Origin of the sequence: Paenirhizobium cremeum, assembly GCF_047553425.1 — a bacterium.
GTDB classification, from domain to species: domain Bacteria; phylum Pseudomonadota; class Alphaproteobacteria; order Rhizobiales; family Rhizobiaceae; genus Allorhizobium; species Allorhizobium cremeum.
Genome location: NZ_CP180217.1, coordinates 2,588,326 through 2,613,314, shown reverse-complemented (window position 1 = coordinate 2,613,314; position 24,989 = coordinate 2,588,326). Strand labels below are relative to the sequence as shown.

At 62.3% G+C, this 24,989-nt stretch carries 21 protein-coding genes and 1 tRNA gene; 8 read left to right on the top strand and 14 right to left on the bottom strand.

All coding sequences use genetic code 11. From position 1 onward, the window contains the following. The first annotated feature begins 176 nt into the window (after positions 1-176). The 6 genes from ACLBKR_RS12920 (at position 177) to ACLBKR_RS12895 (ending at position 9,163) form a co-directional block, all read left to right on the top strand. On the top strand, positions 177-1,178 hold the full coding sequence (locus ACLBKR_RS12920; RefSeq protein WP_113340945.1) for an LLM class flavin-dependent oxidoreductase: 1,002 nt from the start codon (positions 177-179) through the stop codon (positions 1,176-1,178). A 173-nt stretch (positions 1,179-1,351) separates the two neighbouring features. Then, complete coding sequence (locus tag ACLBKR_RS12915) at positions 1,352-3,673, top strand: methyl-accepting chemotaxis protein (RefSeq protein ID WP_414899407.1); 2,322 nt, start codon at positions 1,352-1,354, stop codon at positions 3,671-3,673. A 291-nt stretch (positions 3,674-3,964) separates the two neighbouring features. Beyond that, positions 3,965-4,795 carry an outer membrane protein gene (locus ACLBKR_RS12910; protein ID WP_113340641.1) on the top strand — a complete coding sequence of 277 codons (831 nt, stop codon included), beginning with the start codon at positions 3,965-3,967 and terminating at the stop codon, positions 4,793-4,795. Positions 4,796-5,011: 216 nt separating this feature from the next. Next, complete coding sequence (locus ACLBKR_RS12905) at positions 5,012-6,190, top strand: phosphoserine transaminase (RefSeq protein WP_113340640.1); 1,179 nt, start codon at positions 5,012-5,014, stop codon at positions 6,188-6,190. Between the two features lie 87 nt (positions 6,191-6,277). After that, complete coding sequence (serA, locus tag ACLBKR_RS12900) at positions 6,278-7,873, top strand: phosphoglycerate dehydrogenase (protein WP_414899406.1); 1,596 nt, start codon at positions 6,278-6,280, stop codon at positions 7,871-7,873. 291 nt (positions 7,874-8,164) lie between these two features. Beyond that, positions 8,165-9,163, top strand: coding sequence for a Tim44 domain-containing protein (locus ACLBKR_RS12895; RefSeq protein ID WP_414899405.1), 999 nt, complete (start codon positions 8,165-8,167; stop codon positions 9,161-9,163). Between the two features lie 231 nt (positions 9,164-9,394). On the opposite strand, the gene ACLBKR_RS12890 is transcribed toward ACLBKR_RS12895, so the two are convergent. The 4 genes from ACLBKR_RS12890 to mnmA all read right to left on the bottom strand — a co-directional run bounded on the left by ACLBKR_RS12890 (position 9,395) and on the right by mnmA (position 11,908). Beyond that, positions 9,395-9,979 carry a transglycosylase SLT domain-containing protein gene (locus ACLBKR_RS12890; protein WP_113439392.1) on the bottom strand — a complete coding sequence of 195 codons (585 nt, stop codon included), beginning with the start codon at positions 9,977-9,979 and terminating at the stop codon, positions 9,395-9,397. A gap of 125 nt (positions 9,980-10,104) precedes the next feature. Beyond that, entirely contained in the window at positions 10,105-10,398 is a 294-nt protein-coding gene (locus tag ACLBKR_RS12885; protein WP_113439393.1) for a hypothetical protein, read from the bottom strand. A 101-nt stretch (positions 10,399-10,499) separates the two neighbouring features. Continuing rightward, positions 10,500-10,576, bottom strand: a tRNA-Met gene (locus ACLBKR_RS12880). 135 nt (positions 10,577-10,711) lie between these two features. Then, a complete protein-coding gene (mnmA, locus tag ACLBKR_RS12875; protein WP_113439394.1) occupies positions 10,712-11,908 on the bottom strand; it encodes a tRNA 2-thiouridine(34) synthase MnmA in 1,197 nt (398 codons plus the stop codon). 202 nt (positions 11,909-12,110) lie between these two features. On the opposite strand from mnmA, the gene dgcA reads away from it, so the two are divergent. Further along, a complete protein-coding gene (gene dgcA, locus ACLBKR_RS12870; protein WP_113439429.1) occupies positions 12,111-13,097 on the top strand; it encodes an N-acetyl-D-Glu racemase DgcA in 987 nt (328 codons plus the stop codon). 13 nt (positions 13,098-13,110) lie between these two features. Here the strand turns inward: dgcA and ACLBKR_RS12865 are convergent, their stop codons facing one another. The 10 genes from ACLBKR_RS12865 to ACLBKR_RS12820 form a co-directional block, all read right to left on the bottom strand. Then, the gene (locus ACLBKR_RS12865) at positions 13,111-14,691 is read right to left on the bottom strand and encodes an FGGY-family carbohydrate kinase (RefSeq protein WP_113487452.1); all 1,581 of its coding nucleotides are present in this window, start codon (positions 14,689-14,691) and stop codon (positions 13,111-13,113) included. 25 nt (positions 14,692-14,716) lie between these two features. Next, positions 14,717-15,394 carry an HAD family hydrolase gene (locus ACLBKR_RS12860; protein ID WP_113487450.1) on the bottom strand — a complete coding sequence of 226 codons (678 nt, stop codon included), beginning with the start codon at positions 15,392-15,394 and terminating at the stop codon, positions 14,717-14,719. A gap of 7 nt (positions 15,395-15,401) precedes the next feature. Next, positions 15,402-16,886, bottom strand: a complete 1,485-nt coding sequence (locus ACLBKR_RS12855; protein WP_113487448.1) for a mannitol dehydrogenase family protein — start codon at positions 16,884-16,886, stop codon at positions 15,402-15,404. A 46-nt stretch (positions 16,887-16,932) separates the two neighbouring features. Then, the gene (locus ACLBKR_RS12850) at positions 16,933-17,709 is read right to left on the bottom strand and encodes an L-iditol 2-dehydrogenase (RefSeq protein WP_113487446.1); all 777 of its coding nucleotides are present in this window, start codon (positions 17,707-17,709) and stop codon (positions 16,933-16,935) included. Beyond that, positions 17,706-18,704 carry an ABC transporter ATP-binding protein gene (locus tag ACLBKR_RS12845; protein WP_112828627.1) on the bottom strand — a complete coding sequence of 333 codons (999 nt, stop codon included), beginning with the start codon at positions 18,702-18,704 and terminating at the stop codon, positions 17,706-17,708. Before ACLBKR_RS12845 ends, ACLBKR_RS12850 begins: the two co-directional genes overlap by 4 nt. Positions 18,705-18,715: 11 nt before the next feature. After that, positions 18,716-19,546, bottom strand: a complete 831-nt coding sequence (locus ACLBKR_RS12840) for a carbohydrate ABC transporter permease (protein ID WP_112828626.1) — start codon at positions 19,544-19,546, stop codon at positions 18,716-18,718. Between the two features lies 1 nt (position 19,547). Continuing rightward, positions 19,548-20,420 (bottom strand): carbohydrate ABC transporter permease, encoded by an 873-nt coding sequence (locus tag ACLBKR_RS12835; RefSeq protein WP_113457614.1) that lies wholly within the window; start codon positions 20,418-20,420, stop codon positions 19,548-19,550. A gap of 208 nt (positions 20,421-20,628) precedes the next feature. Then, positions 20,629-21,942, bottom strand: a complete 1,314-nt coding sequence (locus tag ACLBKR_RS12830) for an ABC transporter substrate-binding protein (RefSeq protein WP_112828624.1) — start codon at positions 21,940-21,942, stop codon at positions 20,629-20,631. 153 nt (positions 21,943-22,095) lie between these two features. Beyond that, positions 22,096-23,049, bottom strand: a complete 954-nt coding sequence (locus ACLBKR_RS12825; RefSeq protein WP_112828623.1) for a sugar-binding transcriptional regulator — start codon at positions 23,047-23,049, stop codon at positions 22,096-22,098. Between the two features lie 68 nt (positions 23,050-23,117). Next, positions 23,118-23,789: a spermidine synthase gene (locus tag ACLBKR_RS12820; RefSeq protein ID WP_414899404.1), complete on the bottom strand. Its 672-nt coding sequence runs from the start codon at positions 23,787-23,789 to the stop codon at positions 23,118-23,120. A 647-nt stretch (positions 23,790-24,436) separates the two neighbouring features. Between ACLBKR_RS12820 and hpaR the strand changes: the two genes are divergently transcribed. After that, the gene (hpaR, locus tag ACLBKR_RS12815; protein WP_113340943.1) at positions 24,437-24,979 is read left to right on the top strand and encodes a homoprotocatechuate degradation operon regulator HpaR; all 543 of its coding nucleotides are present in this window, start codon (positions 24,437-24,439) and stop codon (positions 24,977-24,979) included. Positions 24,980-24,989 lie beyond the last annotated feature (10 nt).

The following is a 24,989-nucleotide window of genomic DNA, read 5'->3' as shown; positions in this document are numbered from 1 at the left end:
TCTTACGGCTCTGCCAGCGAAAAGTGAACAAACCAAAAACATTCGGTTCAAGAGTCCACAACATCGGTTCAAAAAGATTGTGGTGACGGTTGCTCCGGATCGTCATTTCGTTCTGGTATTGCCTCGGCGGGTCTCTACATATGAGTGCATAGCAAGACCAGAATAGGATGCCGCGCATGATACCCTTTTCGATCCTCGACCTGTCACCGATCGCCGAGGGACATACCGTAACAGAGGCGCTGGACGCTTCCCGGCGAATGGCGCAGAAGGCAGAAGAACTGGGCTTCAAGCGTTTCTGGCTTGCCGAGCATCACGGCATGCCGGGGATCGCCAGCGCCGCAACATCCATCGTGATCGCCCATGTGGGGGCCGCGACGAAGCGCATTCGCATCGGTTCCGGGGGCATTATGCTGCCGAACCACTCGCCGCTGGTGATTGCCGAGCAGTTCGGCACGCTTGCGGCGCTGTTTCCCGACCGTGTCGATCTCGGTCTGGGCCGCGCGCCCGGCACAGATATGCGCACGGCGCGGGCTCTCCGCCGCAATCTTGAGGCGGGCGCCGAGAGTTTTCCCCATGATATCATCGAGTTGCAGCGTCTTCTCGGCGAGCCGGGCGAGGATCAGGCCCTTCTCGCCATTCCGGGTGCGCGAAGCCATGTCCCGATCTGGCTCCTCGGGTCCAGCCTTTACAGCGCCCATCTCGCCGCCGCCCTCGGGCTGCCCTATGCGTTTGCCTCGCATTTCGCGCCGGATTCGCTCCTGGAAGCGATCGCCATCTATCGCGAGCGGTTCGAGCCCTCGGCGGAACTCGACAAGCCGCATGTGATGGTCGGCGTCATGGGGGTGGGGGCCGACAGCGATGCGCAGGCACGATATCTCTTCACGTCCTCCCAGCAGCAGTTCGTCAATCTGCGGCGCAATGTGCGGCGTCCTTTCCCTCGGCCCGTCGACACGATGGATGGCATATGGACCGACATGGAGCGCATGGGCGTCGAACATACGCTGCGCTATGCCGTGGTGGGATCTCCCGCCACAGTGGAAAGCAAGTTGAAGGATTTTCTCGACGAGACGGGCGCGGACGAGCTCATCGTTTCCATGCCGATCCACGATCTCGATGCCCGCCTGCGCTCGGTGGAGATCTTCGGCGGCCTGATGGAAAAAGTCTCCTGCAATAGCTGAAATTTCGGGGGTGTCGCCCACCAGAAATTGCCGTTCCCCTTAACTGGCGTTTAAACAACACCTTGAATGATGCGGTCTCCAGGGTGGCCGCATGAACGCGGTTCCGCCTGGCATGGCTTTAAAAAAGACCGCCGCATTCAAGAACAGGCGACGGCGGCCGCGGGGATTCGCTTATGGTTTTTCGTTTCAACTCGCTTTCTTCCAAGGTGATCGGGATATTCCTGCTGCTGACGGCGCTGTCGGTGGGGATACTCAATGTCCTCGCCTATTTCACCTCCAGCTCGCTTTTCGACAAGCAAACCTACCGTGCCATGCACGGGACGCTGACGTTCCGGGGCGACATGCTGAAGGAACAGTTGCAGCAACTGGAAAACCAGGCGACCTCCATCGCCAAGATCGAAGGTCTCCAGCAGTCGTTCACCTCGATGAAGAGCGGCTGGAACACCATCGTCAAGAATTCCGGCGATGCGAAGGGTGAGCTTCAGACGGTTTTCGTCAAAAACAACCCCTATCCCGCGGGTGAACGCGAAAAGCTGCTGAAACCGGAAGGGCCGAGCGGTTTCTATTATTCGAACCACGAGGCGACCCAGAATCTGGTGGCCGGCTACCTCAAGGGCACCCAGTTCCGTGACCTGCTGATGGTCGACCCGGCGGGCAATGTGATCTACTCCTATCGCAAGGGGCCGGTGTTCGCGGAAAATGTCACCGGCGGAAACCTCGCAGGCAGCGGCCTTGGCCGGGCCTTCGCCCGTAGCGTCGAGGTCGCCGCCAAGGCGGTCGAGGATGCTGCGCCGACGACCTTTTCGGGTCTGAAGACCGGCAGTGACGCGCAGTCCCCGGACATCTATTTCTCCGTGCCGGTCGTGAAGTTCGGAGCCTTCAAGGGCTCGATCCTGTTCCAGTTGCAGGATACGGCCATCACCAGCCTGCTGTCCAAGGGGATCGCCGCCGACAGCGTCGAGCGGGCGGCCGTTCTCTCCGAGGACGGCACCGGCATCAGTCTCGGCGCCGACGGCAGGCTTGTCGACATCGCCGCCGCACCCTTCGGCTTTGCGCCGGAGGCCATGCAGGGCAATGGCGGCATCGTCATCAGCGATTTCGATCGGGAGGACGGCGCCGCGCGGGCCTATGGCCGCGCCGTGGAATTCAGCGGCGGGAAATACCTGATGGTCGAGAGCCTGACGCTGGCCGAACTCGGCGCCGGCTCGCTGCAGATCGCCCTGACACTCACGGCAATCGCTGTCGCAGCTCTGGTGGTCATGGCGATTGCCACAGGTGTTATCACCCGCCGTCTGTTCGCACCTTTGACCCGTCTTGCCGTGGTAACGGGCCAGGTGGCCGATGGCCAGCTCGACAACCCCGTCGCCAACCAGAACCGCGGTGATGAAATCGGCACCATGGCCCGAGCGCTGGAACGCTTCCGGACCGCGCTCATCGAGCAGCAGCAGCTGGAAAGCCGGGCGAACGAGGAGCGGGAGCAGGCAGAAGCGGAGCGTCGCCAGCGCTTCGCGGAACGGGAAGCCGAGGCCCGCACGCTTGAGGGCGTCGTTGCCGCTCTCGATCAGGGTCTCGATCGTCTTGCCCATGGCGATCTCGCCTTCGAAATCCGCCAGCCGTTCCCGAGCGAACTCGAAACCCTGCGCATCAACTTCAACAACGCGCTTTCGACCCTGAGCGCCACGCTTTCCAGCATCGGCGGCAATTCGCTTGCGGTGCGCGGCGGCTCCGAGGAGATGCGCGCCGGCGCCGACCAACTGGCCGAACGCACGGAACGCCAGGCCGCGGCGCTGACGGAAACGGCGAGCGCAATCAAGGCGATGACCGATGCGGTCAAGACCCAGATCGCCCGCGGCGAGGATGCGGAGCGGATCGCACGCAATGCCAAGGACGAGGCGGAGCAGTCGAGCCGCATCATGCGCGAGACGATTGCGGCGATGGAAGCCATCCGCGGCTCGTCCCAGGAGATCAATCAGATCATCGGCGTGATCGACGAGATCGCCTTCCAGACCAACCTTCTGGCACTCAATGCCGGCGTCGAGGCGGCGCGGGCCGGCGAGAGCGGCAAGGGCTTTGCGGTCGTTGCCCAGGAAGTACGCGAACTTGCCCAGCGGTCGGCAACGGCTGCGAAGCAGATCACCAGCCTGCTTGCGAAGTCGACCGGCGAGGTGGAGCATGGCGTCGGCCTGGTCGAAAAGGCTGGCAGCGCGCTGCAGGGCATCGGTGAACGGGTGCTCTCCATCAACGCGAAGATCGGCGAGATGATGCATTCGACCCGTGAGGAGGCGCAGACGCTTTCCGAGATCAACGGTTCGGTCAATGCCCTCGACGTCATGACCCAGCAGAACGCCGCGATGGTCGAGGAAACCACCGCCGCCATTCACCGGCTGGCGAGCGAGGCTGCGGAGATGGACCAGCAGCTCGGGCAGTTCACGCTCGGCGAACAGGATGCCGCTCCGCGCCACGCCGGTTCCTACGAAGTGCGACGGGCAAGCTAGTCGCGACAGGCTTCTCTGTTCCAGTCGAAACGCGGCGGGTCGATCCTGCCGCGTTTTTTCGTTTGCCGGGGGAGCCGTGGATAAAGGGCGCGCAACCAAAAGGCGATTTTTTGGTCTTTCGGCAGGTGCTTTTTCTTCGGGCTATATGTCTATGGTAAGTAAAATGACAGCAAAAACGGTAAACAGACGTAGTTAAGCCGACCTTAACTTTTTTCCTTCATTATCCAAGAGAAATCACCAGTCGGCCATGCGGGTCCGATGCCTCAACGATGGATTTTGGAGTACCTAACCATGAAGACGAGCCTTCTCGCTGCGGCGGCCGTACTGCTTGTCAGCACGACCGCAACCTATGCGGCAGATCTTTATCAGCCTGAGCCGGCTCCGATCATGGAGGCTCCGGAGGTGACCGTAGCCGAGGCGTCCGGCTGGTACCTGCGCGGCGATGTCGGCTATTCCTTCAATCATCTGCGCGGGGCGGAATACTATCAGGGTTCCAACGCCAATCTGGTCGATTTCGAAGATGCCGAACTGAAAGATGCGTTCTCGGTCGGCGCCGGTGTCGGTTACCAGATCAACAACTACCTGCGCACGGATCTGACGTTCGACTACATGTTCAAGTCGGATTTCGACGGCTCGACGATCGGTAGCTGCGGCGTCTCCTCCGCCTGCACTTCCTCCGACGTTTCGGCCATGCGCGCCTACACGCTGATGGCCAACGCTTATGTCGATCTCGGCACCTACGGCCTGTTCACGCCTTATGTCGGTGGCGGTATCGGCGGTTCCTACGTCAAGTGGGACAAGCTGCGCAACACCTCCTGTGCCGACGATGGCAGCGGTTGCGACGATACGGTCGAGCATGGCGGCAAGGGCGAATGGCGCTTCGCCTACCAGCTGATGGCCGGTGCCTCGATCGACCTCACCTGCAACGTCAAGGCCGATGTCGGCTATCGGTTCCGCCACACGCTCGGCGGCGACATGTTCGGCTATCAGCTGAACGGCGGCCCGGGCTACGACAAGGGTTTCTACAGCCACGAAATCCGCGCCGGCGCCCGCTATGTGTTCGGCGCCTGCGAGCAGCCGGTTGCCTACGAACCGCCGCCGCAGCCGATCGTCTACAAGTAATACATATCGTTTTACTTCGATTTTCAAAGCCGCCCGGTCGCCGGGCGGCTTTTCGCGTTTTGCGTGCAAATCCGTTTTTCCGGCATGATCCGCCAGCGGCGGAAAATTTTCCGAAAGCGACACGAAATTCGCTTGACGGGAAATCCCGACAGGCGTAGTTCCGACGGCGGGACACCTCTCCCCAACGAGAGGCTAATTACCTGGAAGGGTATCTATATGGCTGATATCGTCGCCCCCGCCGCGCGTCCGGCGAATACTCATTTTTCTTCTGGCCCCTGCGCCAAGCGCCCCGGATGGACGCTTGAAGCTCTTTCCGATGCTCCGCTCGGTCGTTCGCACCGCGCCAAGGTCGGCAAGGCCAAGCTGAAGCAGGCCATCGATCTTACCCGCGAAATTCTGAAGGTTCCGGCCGATTACCGCATCGGTATCGTTCCGGCCTCCGACACCGGCGCCGTCGAAATGGCGCTCTGGTCGCTGCTCGGTGAGCGCGGCGTCGACATGCTGGCCTGGGAAAGCTTCGGCGCCGGCTGGGTCACCGACGTCGTCAAGCAGTTGAAGCTCAAGGATGTCAGAAAGTTCGAAGCCGACTACGGCGAACTCCCCGATCTTACTGCCGTCGATTTCGACCGCGATGTCGTCTTCACTTGGAACGGCACCACATCGGGCGTTCGCGTTCCGAACGCCGATTTCATCCCGGCCGACCGCAAGGGCCTGACCATCTGCGACGCGACTTCGGCGGCTTTCGCGCAGAACCTCGACTTCGCCAAGCTCGATGTCGTCACTTTCTCCTGGCAGAAGGTTCTGGGCGGCGAGGGCGGTCACGGCATGCTGATCCTTTCTCCGCGCGCCGTCGAACGGCTGGAAAGCTATACGCCGGCATGGCCGCTGCCGAAGATCTTCCGCATGACCAAGGGCGGCAAGCTGATCGAGGGCATCTTCACCGGCGAAACTATCAACACGCCGTCCATGCTCTGCGTCGAAGACTACATCGACGCGCTGCTCTGGGCGAAGCAGATCGGCGGTCTCGATGCGCTGATGGCCCGTGCCGACACCAATGCCAAGGTCATCTTCGACTTCGTCGCGGCGAACGACTGGATCGCCAATCTCGCCGTCAAGGACGAGACCCGTTCCAACACTTCCGTTTGCCTGAAGATCGTCGACAAGGACGTGGCGGCGCTCGACGCAGATGCACAGGCTGCTTTCGCCAAGGGTGTTGTCGCTCTCCTCGAGAAGGAGGCCGTCGCTCTCGATATCGGCGCTTACCGTGACGCTCCGTCCGGTCTGCGCATCTGGGCCGGCGCCACCATCGACAAGGCCGACATGGAAGCGCTGATGCCGTGGCTCGCATGGGCTTACCAGACCCAGAAGGCCACGCTTGCCAAGGCTGCGGCCTGAGGCTTTCCGGCTCCGCCGTCAAAAGGCGGAGCCTCTTTGAAAATTCCCAGCATTCATCGACACGAACTCTTTGAAGGAGGCCTCGCAATGGCACCTCGCGTTCTCGTATCCGACGAACTGTCGGAAACCGCCGTCCAGATTTTCCGCGATCGCGGCGTTGAAGTGGATTTCCAGCCGAAGATCGGCAAGGACAAGGACAAGCTCGCCGAAATCATCTGCAACTATGACGGTCTTGCCATTCGTTCCGCGACCAAGGCAACGGAAAAGCTGATCGCAGCCGCGACCAACCTGAAGGTCATCGGCCGCGCCGGCATCGGCGTCGACAATGTCGATATCCCGGCTGCATCGCGCCGCGGTATCATCGTCATGAACACGCCGTTCGGCAATTCGATCACGACCGCCGAGCATGCCATCGCCCTGATGTTCGCGGTTGCCCGCCAGCTTCCGGCTGCCGACGCCTCGACGCAGGCCGGTAAGTGGGAAAAGTCGAAGTTCATGGGTGTCGAAATCACCGGCAAGACGCTCGGCGTCATCGGCGCCGGCAATATCGGTTCCATCGTCTGCTCGCGCGCCATTGGCCTCAAGATGCATGTCCTTGCCTATGACCCCTTCCTGTCGAAGGAACGCGCCGAGGAAATGGGCGTGACCAAGGTCGAGCTCGACGAACTGCTGGCGAAGGCCGATTTCATCACGCTGCACGTGCCGATGACCGACAAGACCCGCGGCATTCTCAACAAGGAAGCCCTTGCCAAGACCAAGCCCGGCGTTCGCATCATCAACTGCGCCCGCGGCGGGCTGGTCGACGAGGTCGCCCTTGCGGAAGCCATCAAGTCGGGACACGTCGCCGGCGCCGGTTTCGACGTGTTCGAGGTCGAGCCCGCGACCGAAAGCCCGCTGTTCGGCCTGCCGAACGTCGTCTGCACGCCGCATCTCGGCGCTTCGACGACGGAAGCGCAGGAAAACGTCGCCCTGCAGGTGGCCGAACAGATGTCGGACTACCTGGTCAAAGGCGCCGTCACCAACGCCATCAACATGCCGTCGATCACGGCGGAGGAAGCCCCGATCCTGAAGCCGTTCATCAAGCTCGCCGACGTCCTCGGCGCGTTCGTCGGCCAGGTCACCGAAGGCCCGATCAAGGAAATCGAAATCCTCTACGACGGCCAGACCGCGACCATGAACACCAAGGCGCTGACTTCGGCTCTGCTCGCCGGTCTCATCCGCCCGCAGGTGGCTGACGTCAACATGGTGTCGGCGCCTGTCATGGTAAAGGAAAAGGGCATCATCCTGTCCGAGGTCAAGCGCGACAAGACCGGCGTTTACGACGGCTACATCAAGCTCACTGTCACGACCGAGCGGCAGACCCGTTCGGTTGCCGGTACGGTCTTCTCCGACGGCAAGCCGCGCTTCATCCAGATCAAGGGCATCAACATGGATGCCGATGTCGGCCAGCACATGATCTACATCACCAACACCGACGTTCCCGGCATGATCGGCTTCATCGGCACGACGCTCGGCAATGCCGGCGTGAACATCGCCAACTTCCAGCTCGGACGCGAAAAGGAAGCCGGCGACGCGATCGCTCTCCTTTATGTGGACGGCCAGGTCGACCAGGCGGTTCTCGACAAACTGACGGCCAATCCGGCGATCAAGCAGGCCAAGCCGCTGACCTTCAGCGTCGAATAAGGTTTCTCCTCCCAAGAGAAAGATCCGGAAAGCCCGGCAGGCGATATCCTGCCGGGCTTTTCTCTATTTTTGTCGCGGGCCTGTTCGTATTCGCGGACCGCTGTGTTCGCGCCTCACCAAAACGTGAAGACGAATGCCGCTGCCGAACGCCTGAAATTCGGGGTGTCTCGGTAGCACAAGCGGGAAAAGCGCATGGTCCGTCTTCAATATTTCGCGAAGCCGTCCCATATGAGGGGCATCGGATTCCGGCGCTCATGCCGGAGAAGGCCAGGAAAGGGACAGGTTCGGACCATGGGGCGATACGGTAAGTTTTTCGGAGTTCTGGCAATCGGTATGGCGGTTGCGCTGAGCGTTGCCGACATGGCGGAAGCACGCAAGGCAAGCGGCGGCTTCGGCAGCCGTGGCACGCGGACCTATTCCGCTCCGCCCGTCACCCGCACCGCGCCTGCGCCGGCCGCCCCTATCGAGCGGTCGATGACACCGAACACCGGCGCCACGCAGACCCAGCCCTCGGTTGCCCAGTCGCGCCAGAACGCCACGCGCCCCGGCCTGTTCGGCGGACTTCTCGGCGGCCTGGGTGGCGGTATCCTCGGCGGCCTGTTGATGGGCGGCCTGTTCGGCATGCTGCTCGGCTCCGGTTTCGGCGGCGGTTTCGGCTTCCTCGGACTGCTGCTGCAGATGGTGCTGATCTTCTTCGTCGTGCGTTTCCTCATGCGCATGTTCGCCAATAACCAGCCGGCGCTTTCCGGCGCAGGCGGCACGGCGCGCAACAATGCGCAGCCGTCGCAGTCGCGTCCGTCTTTCGAAATCCCGCGCATGGGTGGCGGTTCAGCTTCGGCTGCGCCGGCGGCACCCCGCAACGGCAATGCCGATGAAATCGGCGTCGGTCAGTCCGACCTCGACCGTTTCGAGGCGCTGCTCAAGGACATGCAGGCGGCCTATGCCGCGGAAGACTATTCGGCGCTCCGCCGGATCACCACGCCGGAGGCGATGTCCTATCTCGCCGAGGAACTGAGCGAGAACGCGACCCGCGGCATCAAGAACGAAGTGCGCGACGTGCATCTGGTGCAGGGCGATGTCGCCGAGGCCTGGCAGGAAGGCAATGTCGATTACGCCACCGTCGCGATGCGCTACGAGAGCATCGACTACCTGCGCGACCGCGCGACGGGCCGGGTCGTCAGTGGCGATCCCGATCATCTCTCGGAATCGACGGAGATCTGGACCTTCGTCCGCCGTCCCGGCACGGACTGGCAGATTTCGGCAATCCAGGCGGTCGGCGACCCCGAGTGAATTCGATGGCGCTTCGCTTACTGCCGTCTTCCCGGCCTTGAGCCGGGAACCAGCGCGATCAAGTCCTTGATCGTAAAAGAGTCTTGCGCGCGATGGACATCGCGCCGCTGGATGCCGGAACAGGTCCGGCATGACGGAAAAGGATGAATCGGCTTGCAACAAAGACCTTTCTCAACAAGCTGAAGGCCCGCTTTCGCGGGCCTTTTCGTGTCTTCGACTTGAAGCCCGAATTCAGTTCGGGCAGCTCTGCAACTGCCGGGAGTAGGTATAGGCGATGTTGGTGAAGCGCTTGGCGCCCTGCAGCGCCTCGCTGTTGCTGCGGTAGCTTCCGCGCGAGTAGCCGGCATGACCGGAATGGTATGCGAGATAGAGCTGATAGGGTTCGTTCAGCGGAATACCGTTCTTGATGTTGCTCTGGCGGTGGTACCAGCCGATGAACTGGATGGCATCGGCAAAGTCGGTGCGGCGCGCGCCGTAACGGCCGGTTTCGCGCTGATAACGATCCCAGGTGCCGTCGAGCGCCTGGGAATAGCCGTAGGCGGTCGACCTGCGCTTCCACGGGATGAAGCCGAAGAGCTTGGTGCGCGGAGGCTTGGCATTGGCCTTGAAACCGGATTCCGTATAGATCGTCGCCATCAGGATCGGCACCGGCACGCCATATTCGCGCTCGGTGTTCTGCGCCGCCCTTCGCCAGTTGTTGAACAGGCCGTCGCGCTGCTCGAAGATCGCGCAGGCATTGCGCGTCTGGCTCGGCGGCTTGGCGCAGGCAGACAGGATCAGCATGACGCTGAGCGTAGAGACAAGGGCGGTACGCATGACAAAGACCTCTCTTGGAGCGCCCAGTCTATTCCTTAAAATTTAATGAAAAGTTTTCTGACCTTTATGGGTGATAGGGACCGAGGGAAAAAGATCCGCACGCCGCAGTCTCGGTGCAGATCTTTTTATCGCCTGCTGGCGAATTCGATGCACTCGTCGAGCTTGTCGCGCAATCTCACGGCCGTTTCCAGATCGAAGTTGATGTAGTTCGTTACTGAGCTTTCCGGTCCGGCGTAGCCATCGGGTTTCATGGCAAGGCCGATCAGCAGTTTACCGCTGTTCAATCCTTTTTTGACCCGCCACTCTAGGAAGGAATGCTGGAACTGGCCGGTCTCCTGCTCGGTTCTGAATGCAACGTCGCCGAACAGCCCGTCAAATCTGTCCGGCCAAGAAAATAGATTCCTGAATGCCGTCCACATAAAGCTCTCCCATGTTTCCACGGAATTCATTGCACGGAAAACGTGTGTGAACAATATACGCCGGGAGGCGCTCAAAATCATATGTCGAGGAAAGAGAAATTTGGTAGCGGGAGGCGGACTTGAACCGCCGACCTTGGGGTTATGAATCCCACGCTCTAACCACCTGAGCTATCCCGCCACACATCGGCCGAGGCGTTTGAAAAATCAAAGCCGCCCGAAACGATGGGCGGCTTATAAGGCGAGGCTCCCGTTAGTGTCAAGCGCGTGACAGGCAAAAACCGAAGCTTTTCACCGGCGTTGGAAAGCGTTGCCTTCAGGCGGCAACGGGAGCGGAAAGAAGCGCCTTCAGGGAGGCTTCCGCCTCTGCTGCGCGCTCCGAACGATCGATGAAGCCGCCGCCATAGACGCGGGCATCTGCGCCCGGCGCCGAGTAGAGGACGCAGGCCTGTCCGGGCGCTATGCCGGCTTCGCCGATCTCCAGATCGACATAGACGCCGTTTTCGTCGGCATGCAGCACAGCCGGTGCCGGCGGGCGGGTGGAACGGACCTTGGCGAAGCAGGCGAAGCCATCACGGGCTTCGTCGGCCAGCGGCCGGTCACCCAGCCAGTTGATGTCGCGCAGGTAGACTCGGTGGGTTTCCAGCGCTTCCTTCGGGCCGACGATGACGCGGCGCGAGCGGGCATCGAGATAGATGACGTAGAGCGGTTCGCCTGTGGCGACGCCCAAGCCCTTCCTCTGTCCGATGGTGTAATGCAGGATGCCTTCATGGCGGCCGAGCACGCGGCCGTCGAGATGCACGATATCGCCGCCCAGCGCTGAATCGGGGCGGAGCTTGGTGATGATGTCGGCATATTTGCCCTGCGGCACGAAACAGATGTCCTGGCTGTCCGCCTTCTGGGCGACGACGAGGCCCATTTCCTCGGCCAGCGCCCGGGTTTCGGCCTTGGAGAGGCCGCCCAGCGGAAAGCGCAGGTAATCGATCTGTTCCTGCGTCGTCGCGAACAGGAAGTAGCTCTGGTCGCGTTCGCTATCGATCGGGCGGAAGAGCGCCCGATGGCCCGGATTGCCGGGAAGGGGCGTCGCCTTGGAACGGATATAATGGCCGGTTGCGAGCGCGTCGGCGCCGAGTTCCCTGGCGGTCGCCAAGAGGTCGGCGAACTTGACGGTCTGGTTGCAGGCAACGCAGGGGATCGGCGTTTCTCCGGCGACATAGCTTTCCATGAACGGGTTGATGACCGTGTCGCGGAAGCGCTGTTCGTAGTCGAGGACGTAATGGGGAATGCCGAGCGTTTCGCAGACGCGGCGCGCATCGTCGATGTCCTGACCGGCGCAGCAGGAGCCGGCGCGATGCACGGCGGCGCCGTGATCGTAGAGTTGCAGCGTGATGCCGAGGACGTCGTAGCCCTCGCGTTTGAGGATGCCGGCGACAACGGAGGAATCCACGCCGCCCGACATCGCCACAACGACGCGGGTATCTTCAGGCTTCTTGTCAAAATCCAGCGTATTCACGGGGCTTGTCCGCCAATTTCATGCGTTAGAAAGGCGAGGCATGCGGCCGGCATTCCGCCATCGGAATGCGGCAAATTGCGATTATGGATCGCGAAGACCTCGACCAGATTGTTGACGGATATAGAAAGGATTGCCGTTCCGCGCAAGGGGCGGCGATTCGGGAGGGGCGGCAAGGGCCCTGCAGGCAAAGGAATGGACGACGATGACAGGCCTCATTCTGACTGCGACGGAAGAGCGTTTTCCGGTCGCCGGCAGCTTCACCATTTCGCGCGGGTCGCGCACCGAAATCCACGTCGTGACGGTTACGCTTTCGGACGGCAGTTTCACCGGGCGAGGCGAGTGCGTGCCCTATGCCCGCTATGACGAGACCGTCGACGGGGTGATCGCGACCATTCTTTCCTGTGCGGCGGACCTGAAGACGGGCATGACGCGCGAGGCACTGCAAGCGCGGCTGCCGGCGGGGGCCGCGCGCAACGGCCTCGATTGTGCCTTCTGGGATCTCGAGGCAAAACGCGGTGGACGGCCCGCCTGGCAGATTGCCGGCCTGTCTGCGCCGAAGCCGGTCGAGACCGCCTTCACGCTGTCGCTCGGGACGCCCGAAAGCATGCGCGAGGCTGCGGCGAAGAATGCTGCGCGGCCGCTCCTCAAGGTGAAGCTCGGCGGAGAGGGCGATATCGAACGGATCGAGGCGGTGAGGGCGGGCGCGCCTGCCTCGAGGATCATCGTCGATGCCAATGAAGGCTGGTCGGTCGATGAGTATCAGGCGCTTGCGCCCGTTCTGGTCAAGCTCGGCGTGGCGCTCGTGGAACAGCCGCTGCCGGCGGGCAAGGACGATGCCCTTCTCGATATCGAGCGGGTTCTGCCCGTCTGCGCCGACGAGAGCTGCCATGACCGCGCTTCGCTCGCCAGGCTCGTTGGCAAGTACGATGCCGTCAACATCAAGCTCGACAAGACGGGTGGCCTGACCGAGGCGCTGGCAATGCGGGAGGCGGCGCTTGCCGCCGGTTTCGACGTCATGGTTGGCTGTATGCTCGGCACCTCGCTCGCCATGGCGCCGGCCTTTCTGGTGGCGCAGGGCGCGCCTTACGTCGATCTCGACGGGCCGCTGCTGCTCGCCGCCGACCGCGACGATCCGGTCCGATATGAGGGGTCTATGATGCAGCCGCCCGCGGCGAGGCTTTGGGGTTGATGGCGTCTCGACTCTATAATGCATCCAGTTCGGCGCGATGGCGCTGCATGGCAAGGAAGCGCCGATAGTCGCGCTCATAGAGGGGGCGTTTGGCTTCATCGGGCCGCCGGGTCAGCGAGGATGCGGCCATGCCGACGCCTGCGGCGGCAAGCGAGGGATAGAGCCCGCCGGCGGCTGCCGCATTCATGGCGGTGCCGACGAGCACGGCGTCGTCGGTTTCGGGGATGACCAGTTCGCGCCCGGTGACATCGCCATAGAGTTCGACCAGCAGCGGGTTCTTGACGTGCCCGCCGGTGAGATGCAGCCGTTCCGGCCGGATGCCGCTCTTCTCCATCGCTTCGAGGATCTGGCGGAGCGCCAGCGCAATCGCCACGCAGGCGCGCCAGTAGATGCGGCAGAGGCCGTCAAACGAGCTGTCGAGCGTGAGGCCGAAGATCGCGCCGGTGAGATCCGGATCGGCAAAGGGCGAGCGATTGCCGTGAAAATCGGGCAGGATATGGAGGCGGGCGGCAAAATCCGGCCCTTCCGTCTGCCTGAGGGCCTGCACCCGTTCGATGACCTGTCGATGCCGGGCCGGCGTGGGTTCTCCGCCTTCCGCATGCAGCCGCAGCAGATGATTGAGCAGGCCGCCGGTGGCCGACTGGCCGGCTTCGACCAGCCATTGACCGGGAAACACCGCGTCGAGGAAGGGACCCCAGAGGCTCTTGCCGAAATGGGGCGCGGCGGCAAAGGAAATCAGGCAGCTCGAGGTTCCGCCGATCAGCGCGATCCGCTTTTCCAGCGATTGCGGTTCCTCGGCGATGGAGCCCAGCACGCCGAGCGCGCCGGCATAGGCATCGACCATGCCGGCGGCGACCACGACGGCCCGGTCGAGACCGAGCTCTGTCGCGGCCTTTTCCGTCAGCGGGCCGACCGCCTTGCCGACGGCCACACCCTGTTGCGGCAGGCCGCCCCGCGCCAGAAGGTCGCCGAGGCCGATCCTGTCGAGAAAATCGGGGCTCCAGCCGCTTTTCTCATGGGCGAGAAAATTCCATTTCGATGTGAGCGTACAAAGCGACCGGCCGGTGCTGCCGGTGGCGCGCCAGCTCATGAAATCGGCAAGATCGAAGAAATGGCTGGATATCGCCCAGAGATCGGGCCGGTTCCGCTTCAGCCACATCAGCTTCGGGATCTGCATCTCCGGCGAGATCGCCTCGCCGGCATAGGCGAGCAAGGGGTGGCGCGTCGCGCTGATCTCGGCGGCCTCGCGACTGGCGCGATGGTCGAGCCAGGCAATTGTGTCGAAGGTGGCGCCGCTTTCGCGAGCTAGCGCCAACGGCTCGCCCCTGGTATCGCGTAGCACCAGCGAGCAGGTGGCGTCGAAGGCAAGGGCAGCGATGCGTTCAGCCGGCAGGTCGGCGGCTGCGAGCGCCTCGCGGACGGCCATGCAGGTGGCGCTCCATATCTGTTCGGAATCGTATTCGGCAATGTGGTCGCCGAGACGCCGCATCTCGATCGGGTGTTCCCTGCGGCAAAGCAGCCGGCCCTGTCTGTCGACGATACCGGCGCGCGCGCTGCCCGTCCCGACATCAACCGCAATCACGTGGTCGCGCATCGTGGCCTGTTTCCGTCCCGTTTTTTCATTTTTGCACAAGGTGGAGCAATTCGGCCATGTCGTCAAACTGCCGGTCCGGTCGAAGGGCTGCAATTTCGTCGCGATAGGCGGCAAGCGTCGTGTGCGAGCCTCCGGTGAAGGCGAAGACGGTCATGCCGGCTGCCTTTGCGGCCATGATGCCGGCGGGGCTGTCTTCGATCACGACGCAGTCGCGGGGGGCAAAACCCATGGCTGCGGCGGCATGGAGAAAGAGATCGGGCGCCGGCTTGCCGTTTTTGACCATCGTCGCGCTAAAGAGATGTGGCGAGAAACGGTCCATCAGACCCGTGACCGTCAGCGACAGGGCGATACGCTCCGGCTGGCTGGACGAGGCAACGCACCAGCGGATACCGGCTGCGGCCAGCGCATCGAGCGCTTCCGCAATACCGGGCATCGGTTTGAGCTCGCTGCGGAATCTTGCATAGAGGGCGTTCCTCAGGTCGAGGAGGAAGGGTTCTCCGATTTCGAGCGAAAATTCGTCGCGTGCCGTCGCAATCACCGCCGCAAGGCTCTTGCCGAGAAAACGCCGATGGGCATAGTCGGCATCGATTGTCACGCCGGCCTGCCGGAAGGCATCGACGAGAACGGCGAGCGAGATCGGCTCGCTATCGACGAGCACGCCGTCGCAATCGAAGATGACCAGCCGGTTTTCGTGTTTCTCCATGGCGGGATCAGGCCGCAAGCCTGCCGTCGAGATAGCGCTTCAGCGTCTCCGCCGTGCCGACCTCGCGGAGCGTCGCCAGTGCGTGGCTGAAGCGCCTGATGAATAGCGGGTTCTGGCCGACCGCACCGAAGATGTCGCCAAGCGCCAGGAACGCCTTCGGGTCGTCGCGGGAGGCGAGCGCTGCCTTCTGCAGGCGCTCGGCGCTTGCGTCATTGAAGGCTATGGCCTTGCCGCTGTCCGACTTGCCCTCGAAATAGCGGCACCAGAGCGCCGAGACGAGGGCCAGCCCCACGACATCCAGTCCCTTGTTCAGGCGGTCGGCGGTGGAGGGCAAGATGAATTTCGGCTGGCGGTTCGAGCCGTCCTGGGCGAGACGTGGAATGGTGTCGCCGATCTTCGGATTGGAAAAGCGGCGTTCGATGAGCTGGAAATAGTCTTCGAGGCTGGTGTCCGGCACCGGCGGCACAACGGGGATGATTTCGTCTCTCTCCAGCTTGGCGAGGAAGGCGCGGATCATCGCGTTTTCCATCGCCTCGTGAACGAAGTGGATGTCCATCAGCGCGGCAGGATAGGCGATGGCCGCATGGCCGCCGTTCAGGATGCGCAGCTTCATCAGTTCGTAGGGCGCGACATCCGGCACGAAGGTGACGCCGACGGCTTCGAGCGCCGGACGCCCGAGCGGGAAATTGTCCTCCAGTACCCATTGCTTGAATTCCTCGCAGAAGACCGGCCAGCCGTCCTCGATGCCGTAGGTATCGCGGGCGATGGCGATTTCGCGTTCGCCGGTTGCAGGCGTGATGCGGTCGACCATGGAATTCGGGAAGGCCACGTTTTCATGGATCCAGTGGGCGAAGTCGACATCCGATAGTTTCGCAAGGCCGGTGACGGTGGCCTCCGTCACTTCGCCATTGCCGGGAATGTTGTCGCAGCACATGACGGTGAAGGGCGGAATGCCCTTGGCCCTGCGCGCCTTCAGACCGGCGATGATGAGGCCGAACACGGTCTTCGGCTCTCCGGGATTGGCGGCGTCGGCCACCATGGCCGGATGGCCGGAGTCGAACTTGCCGGTTGCGGGATCGATGAAATAGCCGCCTTCGGTGATGGTCATCGACACGATGCGGATCGCCGGATCCGAAAGGGCAGCGATGATATTGCCGAAATCCGGGGCGGCGATCATACCCGTCATCGGGCCGGTAACCATGGCGGAGCTGCGGTTGATGTCCTGTTCGACAACCGTCGTCAGATAATCCTGCTCCTCCAGAGTTTCCTTCATCTTTCGGTCGGACGGCAGGACGCCCGCGCCGAGAATGGCGAAATCCATGTCCCGGCCCTGGTTGAAGAGCTCGTGGAGATAGACGGCCTGATGGGCGCGGTGGAAGTTGCCGACACCGAAATGCAGGATGCCGGCCTTCAACTGTTCGCGGCGATAGGCCGGAACGGCTGCGTTCCTGGAGATTTCGGCAAGGTTTGCCAGCGATAGCTTGCAGGTCATTTCGGTCGTCCTCGAAAGCGAGACATGTTGTCTTTGAAGGCGATCTTCAGTTCATCCAGTTGCCGCCGTCGACGTTATAGGTCTGGGCGACGATGTAGTCGGCTTCCGCCGTGGCGAGAAAAATCGCCATGCCCGTGAGATCCTCGGCCCGGCCCATGCGACCGAAGGGAACGGCCTCGCCGACGAGCCGCTTCTTTTCCCCGATGGGGCGCTTCTCGTAGCGGGCGAAGAGCGCATCGACGCCGTCCCAGTGTTCGCCGTCGACGACTCCAGGTGCGATGGCGTTGACGTTGATGCCGTGCTTGATGAGGTCGAGGCCGGCTGACTGGGTGAGCGAGATGATCGCGGCCTTGGTGGCGCAGTAAACGGCGACGAGCGCTTCGCCGCGCCGCCCCGCCTGGCTTGCCATGTTGACGATCTTGCCGCCCTTGCCGCGGGCGATCATCGATTTCGCGACGGCCTGCAGTGTGAAGAGCGAGCCCGCGACATTGATCGAGAAGAGCCTGTCATAGCTTTCGCGGGTGATTTCGACGATTGGCGCAAGGTCGAAAAGGGCGGCGTTGTTGATGAGAATGTCGATGCCGCCGGTCCTCTCCTCCACCGCCTTGACAGCGGCGTCGATCGAGGCCTGCTCGGTGACGTCGAGCAGCACCGGATAGGCCTCATCCCCGATCTCCGCGGCAGTCTGGCTGGCGCGTTCGAAGTTAATGTCGGCGATGGCGACAGTTGCTCCTTCGCGGACATAGGCTTCCGCGAAGGCGCGGCCGATGCCGCGCGCCGATCCGGTAATCAGCGTCGATTTGCCCTGAAGTCTGCCGGTCATGCTGCAAGTCCCTTGTCATTGAAGCGATGGATGCGGTCGGTGTCGGGGCTGACGAACACCGTGTCGCCGCTCCTTGCCGCGAACTCGCCGCCGGCGCGGGCGGTGATCTGGCCGATGCCATCCACCGTGATGTGGAGGAAGGTGTCGGAACCCAGATGTTCGGCGACCGCGACCTTGCCCTTCCATGTTCCGCTTTCGGTCGAAAGCGTCACATGTTCCGGCCGTATGCCAATGGTGTGGGCGCCGTAGGCCGCTGCCGTCTGGCCGGAGATCAGGTTCATGCGGGGCGAGCCGATGAAACCCGCGACGAAGAGATTGGCCGGATTGCGATAGAGTTCCAGCGGCGAGCCGACCTGTTCGATACGGCCCTTGTTCAGGACGACGATCTTGTCCGCCATGGTCATGGCTTCGATCTGGTCGTGCGTGACATAGATCGAGGTGGCCTTGAGCTGATGATGGAGCTCGGAGATTTCGAGCCGCATGTTGACCCGGAGCGCCGCATCGAGGTTCGACAGGGGTTCGTCGAACAGGAAGCATTCCGGCGAGCGGACGATGGCGCGGCCGATCGCGACGCGCTGGCGCTGGCCGCCCGAAAGCTGGCGGGGCTTGCGGTCGAGATAGTCGGTGAGGTTCAGGATACGCGCGGCATCGTTCACCTTGCGGTCGATCTCGGCCTTGTCGACACCGGCCATCTTCAGCGGAAAACCGATATTGGAGCGCACGCTCATATGCGGGTAGAGCGCATAGGACTGGAACACCATGGCAAGGCCGCGATGGGCGGGCGCCTTTTCGGTCGCGTCCTTTCCGTCGATCAGGATGCGGCCGCCGGAGACATCTTCGAGGCCTGCGATCAGGCGGAGCAGGGTGGACTTGCCGCAACCGGAAGGACCGACGAAGACGACGAATTCGCCATTATTGATCTCGAGGTCGATCGAGGGAATGACGGTCGCCTCGCCGAAGGACTTGGAGACATTTTCGAGCTTGATGCTACCCATGTGCGTGTTCCTTATTTGACGGCGCCGAAGGTCAGACCGCGGACGAGCTGTTTCTGGCTGAACCAGCCGAGAATGACGATGGGCGCGATCGCCATGGTCGAGGCGGCGGAGAGCTTGGCGTAGAAGAGCCCTTCGGGGCTGGAATAGGAGGCGATGAAGGCGGTGAGAGGTGCTGCCTTCGAAGCCGTGAGGTTCAGCGTCCAGAAGGCTTCGTTCCAGGAGAGGATGATGTTGAGGAGCACCGTGGACGCGATGCCAGGCACGGCCATCGGCGTCAGCACGTAGACGATTTCCTTCATTAGCGATGCGCCGTCCATGCGGGCCGCCTCGAGGATCTCTCCGGGGATTTCCTTGAAGTAGGTGTAGAGCATCCAGACGATGATCGGCAGGTTGATGAGGGTCAGCACGCCGACGAGGCCGGTCCGGGTGTCGAGCAGGCCGAAGTCGCGGAAGAGGATGTAGATCGGCACCAGCACGCCGACCGGCGGCAGCATCTTGGTGGAGAGCATCCACATCAGGATGTCCTTGGTGCGCTTCGTCGGCGAAAACGCCATGGCCCAGGCGGCTGGAATGGCGATGATGAGGCCGAGCAGAGTGGAGCCGAACGAGATCACCACCGAGTTCATGAAGTGGCGGAAGTAGTTCGAACGGCTTTGCACTTCCGCATAGTTCTCCGTCGTCCAGTCGAAGAACAGGAAGGAGGGCGGCGAAGCGATGGCTTCGGCTTCCGTCTTGAAGCTTGTCAGGAAGGTCCAGAGGATCGGGAAGAAGATCAGGATGCCGAGCGTCCAGGCGATGGCGGTCCAGGCGACTTTGCGGCGGGTGGAAATAGCGCGTGCCATGTCAGCTCTCCAGATTCTTGCCGATCAGGCGGATGAGGAAGAAGGCGACGATGTTGGCGAGCACCACGGCGACGATGCCGCCGGCGGATGCTCCGCCCACGTCGAACTGCAGCAGCGCCTGGGCATAGACGAGATAGGTGATGTTGGTGCTCTGGTAGCCGGGACCGCCATTGGTGGTGACGAGGATTTCGGCGAAGACCGAGAGCAGGAAGATCGTCTCGATCAGGATCACCACCGTGATGGCGCGGGCCATATGGGGCAGGATGATATAGACGAGTTTGGAAACGGGGCCTGCGCCATCCATCTCGGCGGCTTCCTTCTGTTCCTCGTCGAGCGATTGCAGCGCGGTCAGAAGGATCAGCGTGGCGAAGGGCAGCCATTGCCAGGCGACGATCATGACGATCGACAGCAGCGGATAATTGGCGAGCCAGTCGACCGGCTGCAGGCCGAAGAGCTTGGCGATCCAGGCGAAGAGCCCGTTGACCGGGTTCATCAGCATGTTTTTCCACACCAGCGCGGAAACCGTCGGCATGATGAAGAAGGGTGCGATCACCAGAATGCGCACGATGCCCTGGCCGAACATCGGCTGGTCGAGCAGCAGGGCGAAGGCAATGCCGCCGATCACGGTGATGGCGAGAACGCCCCCGACGAGCAGCAGGGTGTTGGTCAAGGCCGCGAAGAAGGCAGGGTCGGTCAGGAAGAACCGGTAATTCATAAAACCGGCAAACTCTTCCATCCCCGGCATCAGCAGGTTGTAGCGCAGGAAGGAGAAGTAGACCGTTATCACCAGCGGCACGATCATCCATGCCAGCAGGAGCAGAACGGAGGGCGCCATCATCAGGCGCGCCGAGGAGTGGGTGTGCGTAGTCGCCATGACGGTTCCGCGCTTTCTCGATCTCGGTGTTCAACTCTCGGCGACCCATGCCGGTCCACGTCGGCGAGGGACACTGAGCCATCGCCCGGTTCCTCGATGTCGCCGGTAAAAAAAGAAGCGGGAGAAAGGAGGAGAGCTGAGGCTTCTCTTTCTCTCCCGCTCCAGGCGGGCCGGACGCTCTCGTCGTCCGACCACAGTCCACGGGAGTTTACTTGATGTAACCGGCCTTCATCATTTCGCGCTCGGTCAGTTGCTGGGCATTCTTGAGCGCCTGGTCGACGCTGACCTGTCCTGCGAGGGCGGCAGAGAACTGCTGGCCGACGGCGGTGCCAATGCCCTGGAATTCCGGAATGGCGACGAACTGCACGCCGACATAGGGAACGGGCTTGACCGAAGGGTTCTTCGGATCGGCGGCGTTGATCGAGTCGAGCGTCATCTTCGCGAAGGGTGCTGCCTTCTGGTATTCCGGGTTTTCATAGAGCGAGGTGCGGGTTCCCGGAGGAACGTTGGCCCAGCCTTCCTTGTCGGCGACCAGTTTCAGGTAGTCCTTGCCGGTTGCCCAGGCGATGAACTTCTCGGCGGCTCCCGCCTTCTGAGTGCCTGCCGGGATTGCGAGGTTCCAGGCCCAGAGCCAGTTGCCGCGCTTGCCGAGGCCGGCGTCGGGAGCGAGCGCATAGCCCACCTTGTCGGCGACCGTGGATTCCTTCGGGTTCGAGACGAAGGAGGCTGCCACCGTTGCATCGATCCACATGCCGCACTTGCCGGTCTGGAAGAGTGCCAGGTTTTCGTTGAAGCCGTTGGAGGAGGCGCCCGGAGGACCGGCGTCCTTCATCAGATTGACGTAGAAGTCCAGAGTGGTTTTCCATTCCGGCTGATCGAACTGGGGTTTCCAGTTCTCGTCGAACCAGCGGGCGCCGAAGGCGTTGGACGTGGCCGTCAGGAAAGCCATGTTCTCGCCCCAGCCGGCCTTGCCGCGCAGGCAGATGCCATAGACCTCGTTGGCCTTGTCGGTCATCTTGCGGGCCGCATCGGCGATGAAGTCCCAGGTCGGAGCGTCGGGCATGGTCAGGCCGGCCTTTTCCATCAAGTCCTTGCGGTACATGACCATCGAGCTTTCGCCGTAGAAGGGCGCGGCGTAGAGCTTGCCGTCCTCTCCCGTCAGACCCGAGCGGATCGCCGGCAGGAGATCGTCGACGTCGTAGTCGGCGCCGAGATTGTCGAGCGGCAGGAGCCAGCCTTGTTTGGCCCAGATCGGAACCTCGTAGGTGCCGATCGTCAACACGTCGAACTGGCCGCCCTTGGTGGCAATATCGGTCGTCACCTTCTGGCGCAGCACGTTTTCCTCGAGCGTCACCCATTCGAGGTCGATGTCCGGATTCTTCGCCTTAAAGTCGTCCGTCAGCTTCTGCATCCGGATCATGTCGCCGTTGTTGACGGTGGCGATGGTGAGGGTTTCGGCGGAAGCCAGGCCAGCCATGGCCAATACCGAGCAGGCGCCCAGCAGGATCGTCTTCAATGTCATATCTTCCTCCCAGAAGAAAAATGAGCATTCGCTTTGCTCGTGAGCAATTTCTCACTTTGCTGCGGACAGAGTCAATGCCGATTCCATGCTGCAGCGCCGAAGGCGACGGTTAAGTCGCTTGATTTGAAAGGAAAAATGTTGTTATCGGGGATGTCAGGGAAGCAGCAGAAAGCGGGCTGCATCCTCGTCCGTAATGAGCGCATTGATATGGGCGCCACGCAACGCGGCGCGAATGGCCGCATGTTTGCGCCTGCCGCGGGCCAATCCGATGACGCAGGAGGTCTCCCGCGAAGGCAGCGGAATACTGGCCACCCGCTCGTTGACGGGGTTGTCGAGCAGCCTGCCGTCCGCATCGAATGTCCAGCCGCAGATCTCGCCGGTCGCGCCCGCCTGCATCAGGCTTTCCACTTCCTGCGGTTGCAGGAAGCCGTCCAGCAGGAGAGGGGCCTGCGGGTCGATTTCACCGATGCCGACGAAGGTCACATCGGCCTTTGTGCCGAGCGTGATGGTCGGCCGGACGAGCGCCTGCTGGTGCAGGAGTTCCCGTTCGGCCCGGGAGGAAACGAGCACCGGCAGCGGCATGGGAAAATGGCGCGCCTTGATCGCGTCAGCCATGGAGAAGATGACGTTGTAATAGGCAGCGGAGCCGTCGGGGCTGATATTGCCGGTGAGCGACACGATGCGGTGTTGCGGACACTCCATCGGCGACAACTGGTCGACGGCGGCGCGCAGCGTACGTCCCGTGCCCATGGCGATGATGAGCGGTTCGGGTTGCTTCAGCCAGCGCTCCAGTTCGGCGGCACCGGCTTCGGCAACACCGGTCGGGGCCGCATCTGAACCGGGGTCGGTGGGGACGATCTCGACCTGTCGCAGTCCATATTTCTGCTTCACCGCTTCCGCGAGTTCCATGCAGACCGCGATCGGATGGTCGAGACGGACCTTAATCAGCTTTTCGGCGACGGAGAGAGACACGAGGCGCTGGGCACTCTGGCGGGAAATGCCCATGGCGGCGGCGATCTCGTCCTGAGTCCGACCGGCGACATAATAAAGCCAGCCGGCGCGGGCCGCATCGTCAAGCCGTCCGAGATTGCCAGCTCTTTTCGCCATCGAAATCCTTTGCTCGATTTTGAGTAGCGTTGCAGCCGTTTGGTGTCAATTCGGCGGTTGCGGGGAGGTCACCGTTTGCTCGCCAGCCAGATGACGTGGCGGGCGCCGCCGCGCTTGCCGTTGGCGCGGGTATTGACTTCCTTCACGGCAAAACCGCTGCCTTGCAGGCGGCGGGTGAAGCCGGCATCGGGGCCCGACGACCAGACGGCCAGCACGCCGTTTGCCCGAAGCGCGGTCTTCGACGCATTCAGGCCGCCGAAATCATAGAGACCGTCATTCGAGGTGCGGGTCAGGCCATCCGGACCGTTGTCCACGTCCAGCATGATGGCATCGAATTTGCCGGGGGACGTGCGGATGAGCGCGCCGACATCGCCTTCATGGACCCGAACGCGCGGATCGTCGAGGCTGCCCTTGAAGATTTCGGCCATCGGGCCGCGCGCCCACGCGACGACGGCCGGCACGAGTTCGGCGACGGTGATTTCCGCATCCTCGGGCAGGACGGCAAGCGCCGCACGGAGGGTGAAGCCCATGCCAAGCCCGCCGATGAGCACGGCCGGGCGTTTCTTGTCCTTGATATGCTCGCAGGAAAGCGTGGCGAGCGCCTCTTCCGAGCCGCTGAGACGGCTGTTCATCAGCTCGTTGGTGCCGAGCATGATCGAGAATTCGGTTCCCCGCTGCTTGAGACGCAATTCACCGCCGCCCGGAATGCTGGCGATATCGAGCTGCTTCCAGGGGATCATGCCGGTCTTTCTTGCTGTCTGCGGGCGTGTCGCGCTCTCCTATCACGAGCAGATGCCATACTTCAATCGAGGGACGAGCGGCGATGTTGTCGCTCACTCTGCCGGCGATCCCGTCGCGGACGTTTCGGGTGGCTTTTGATGGGAGCGGACAGCCGCCGTATCGACCGGGCGATTCGGTCTTTGAAGGCAGGCGGCATTTGCGTGCCCTTAAACGAGAAATGCCGGTAATGGCGTCCTCCCACGCCAACCGGCACTCTCCTCCCTCCCGGAGTTTTTGAAGCCCCCTCCCGTCCGGCACCAGGTGCAGCAGACGGCCTCCTCGAGGGGTGAAAGCGAACTTAACAAGTTAATAAGATGGCATTCGGAGAAGATTGTCAAGGGGTTGAATCGCGAAGCTGCGCTTTAATGATTAACGTGTTAATCATGTGTGGATAACGGTGCTTCGGTCCCGGGCGGATGCCGTTGGCTGCGGTGGCGCCGTCCGCGCGACCAATCCCGTTTTCCCGGTGGATGCGCATTCTTGCCGGTGGCGGGCAATGATTGGTATAGAGACGCCAAGCAAGGGCATATGAGTTATTCTTGAAATTATAAGGGGGCCCGTCCTTGCATCTCTTTCGATGCGGCGGCGGGATTTCCGTGGGGACGGCATGGTGGACAAATACGGAGAGGGTGACGAGGGCCAGAGGGATGGCGGCGCGGGCGCGCAACGATTGCGGCTGCGCCATTTTTCGCGGTCCATGCCGATGCTCCTGTTGCGAGCCCGTGAATCCGTCATGAAGCATTTCCGCAATGCGCTACGCATGTACGACATCACCGAGCAGCAGTGGCGCATCCTGCGTGCGCTGGTCTCGGTGAAGGAAATCGAGGTGACGGAACTGGCGCGCGCCACGTTCCTGCTCGGGCCAAGCCTGTCGCGGATTCTCAAGGAACTCGAAGGCCGCCACCTGATCGAGCGCCATCCTGACGAAAACGATCTGCGCCGTGCCCGCATTTCGATCAGCGCGGCAGGCCTCGAACTGATCGAGAAGATGACCCGTCATTCCGACGAGATCTACAGCGAGATCATCCATGCCTACGGGGCCGAGCGGATGCGCGACCTGCAGAAGCTTCTCGAAGAGCTTGAGGGCGCCATGGCGCAGGTCGATGTCTCCGAAGTGGATGCCGCCGCCGGCTTCGTCGCCGACGATTGAACCTGTCTTC

Excerpts from the sequence above, each read along its gene's own strand:
- ACLBKR_RS12890 (WP_113439392.1), bottom strand. The coding sequence starts at position 9,979 with ATGCGTACCGCCCTTGTCTCTACGCTCAGCGTCATGCTGATCCTGTCT.
- ACLBKR_RS12910 (WP_113340641.1), top strand. The coding sequence starts at position 3,965 with ATGAAGACGAGCCTTCTCGCTGCGGCGGCCGTACTGCTTGTCAGCACG.
- ACLBKR_RS12850 (WP_113487446.1), bottom strand. The coding sequence starts at position 17,709 with ATGACCGGCAGACTTCAGGGCAAATCGACGCTGATTACCGGATCGGCG.
- ACLBKR_RS12885 (WP_113439393.1), bottom strand. The coding sequence starts at position 10,398 with ATGTGGACGGCATTCAGGAATCTATTTTCTTGGCCGGACAGATTTGAC.
- ACLBKR_RS12895 (WP_414899405.1), top strand. The coding sequence starts at position 8,165 with ATGGGGCGATACGGTAAGTTTTTCGGAGTTCTGGCAATCGGTATGGCG.
- ACLBKR_RS12860 (WP_113487450.1), bottom strand. The coding sequence starts at position 15,394 with ATGGAGAAACACGAAAACCGGCTGGTCATCTTCGATTGCGACGGCGTG.
- ACLBKR_RS12825 (WP_112828623.1), bottom strand. The coding sequence starts at position 23,049 with ATGGCGAAAAGAGCTGGCAATCTCGGACGGCTTGACGATGCGGCCCGC.
- ACLBKR_RS12865 (WP_113487452.1), bottom strand. The coding sequence starts at position 14,691 with ATGCGCGACCACGTGATTGCGGTTGATGTCGGGACGGGCAGCGCGCGC.
- ACLBKR_RS12835 (WP_113457614.1), bottom strand. The coding sequence starts at position 20,420 with ATGGCGACTACGCACACCCACTCCTCGGCGCGCCTGATGATGGCGCCC.
- serA (WP_414899406.1), top strand. The coding sequence starts at position 6,278 with ATGGCACCTCGCGTTCTCGTATCCGACGAACTGTCGGAAACCGCCGTC.
- ACLBKR_RS12840 (WP_112828626.1), bottom strand. The coding sequence starts at position 19,546 with ATGGCACGCGCTATTTCCACCCGCCGCAAAGTCGCCTGGACCGCCATC.
- ACLBKR_RS12855 (WP_113487448.1), bottom strand. The coding sequence starts at position 16,886 with ATGACCTGCAAGCTATCGCTGGCAAACCTTGCCGAAATCTCCAGGAAC.
- ACLBKR_RS12920 (WP_113340945.1), top strand. The coding sequence starts at position 177 with ATGATACCCTTTTCGATCCTCGACCTGTCACCGATCGCCGAGGGACAT.
- ACLBKR_RS12830 (WP_112828624.1), bottom strand. The coding sequence starts at position 21,942 with ATGACATTGAAGACGATCCTGCTGGGCGCCTGCTCGGTATTGGCCATG.
- ACLBKR_RS12905 (WP_113340640.1), top strand. The coding sequence starts at position 5,012 with ATGGCTGATATCGTCGCCCCCGCCGCGCGTCCGGCGAATACTCATTTT.
- ACLBKR_RS12820 (WP_414899404.1), bottom strand. The coding sequence starts at position 23,789 with ATGATCCCCTGGAAGCAGCTCGATATCGCCAGCATTCCGGGCGGCGGT.
- dgcA (WP_113439429.1), top strand. The coding sequence starts at position 12,111 with ATGACAGGCCTCATTCTGACTGCGACGGAAGAGCGTTTTCCGGTCGCC.
- hpaR (WP_113340943.1), top strand. The coding sequence starts at position 24,437 with ATGGTGGACAAATACGGAGAGGGTGACGAGGGCCAGAGGGATGGCGGC.
- ACLBKR_RS12845 (WP_112828627.1), bottom strand. The coding sequence starts at position 18,704 with ATGGGTAGCATCAAGCTCGAAAATGTCTCCAAGTCCTTCGGCGAGGCG.
- ACLBKR_RS12915 (WP_414899407.1), top strand. The coding sequence starts at position 1,352 with ATGGTTTTTCGTTTCAACTCGCTTTCTTCCAAGGTGATCGGGATATTC.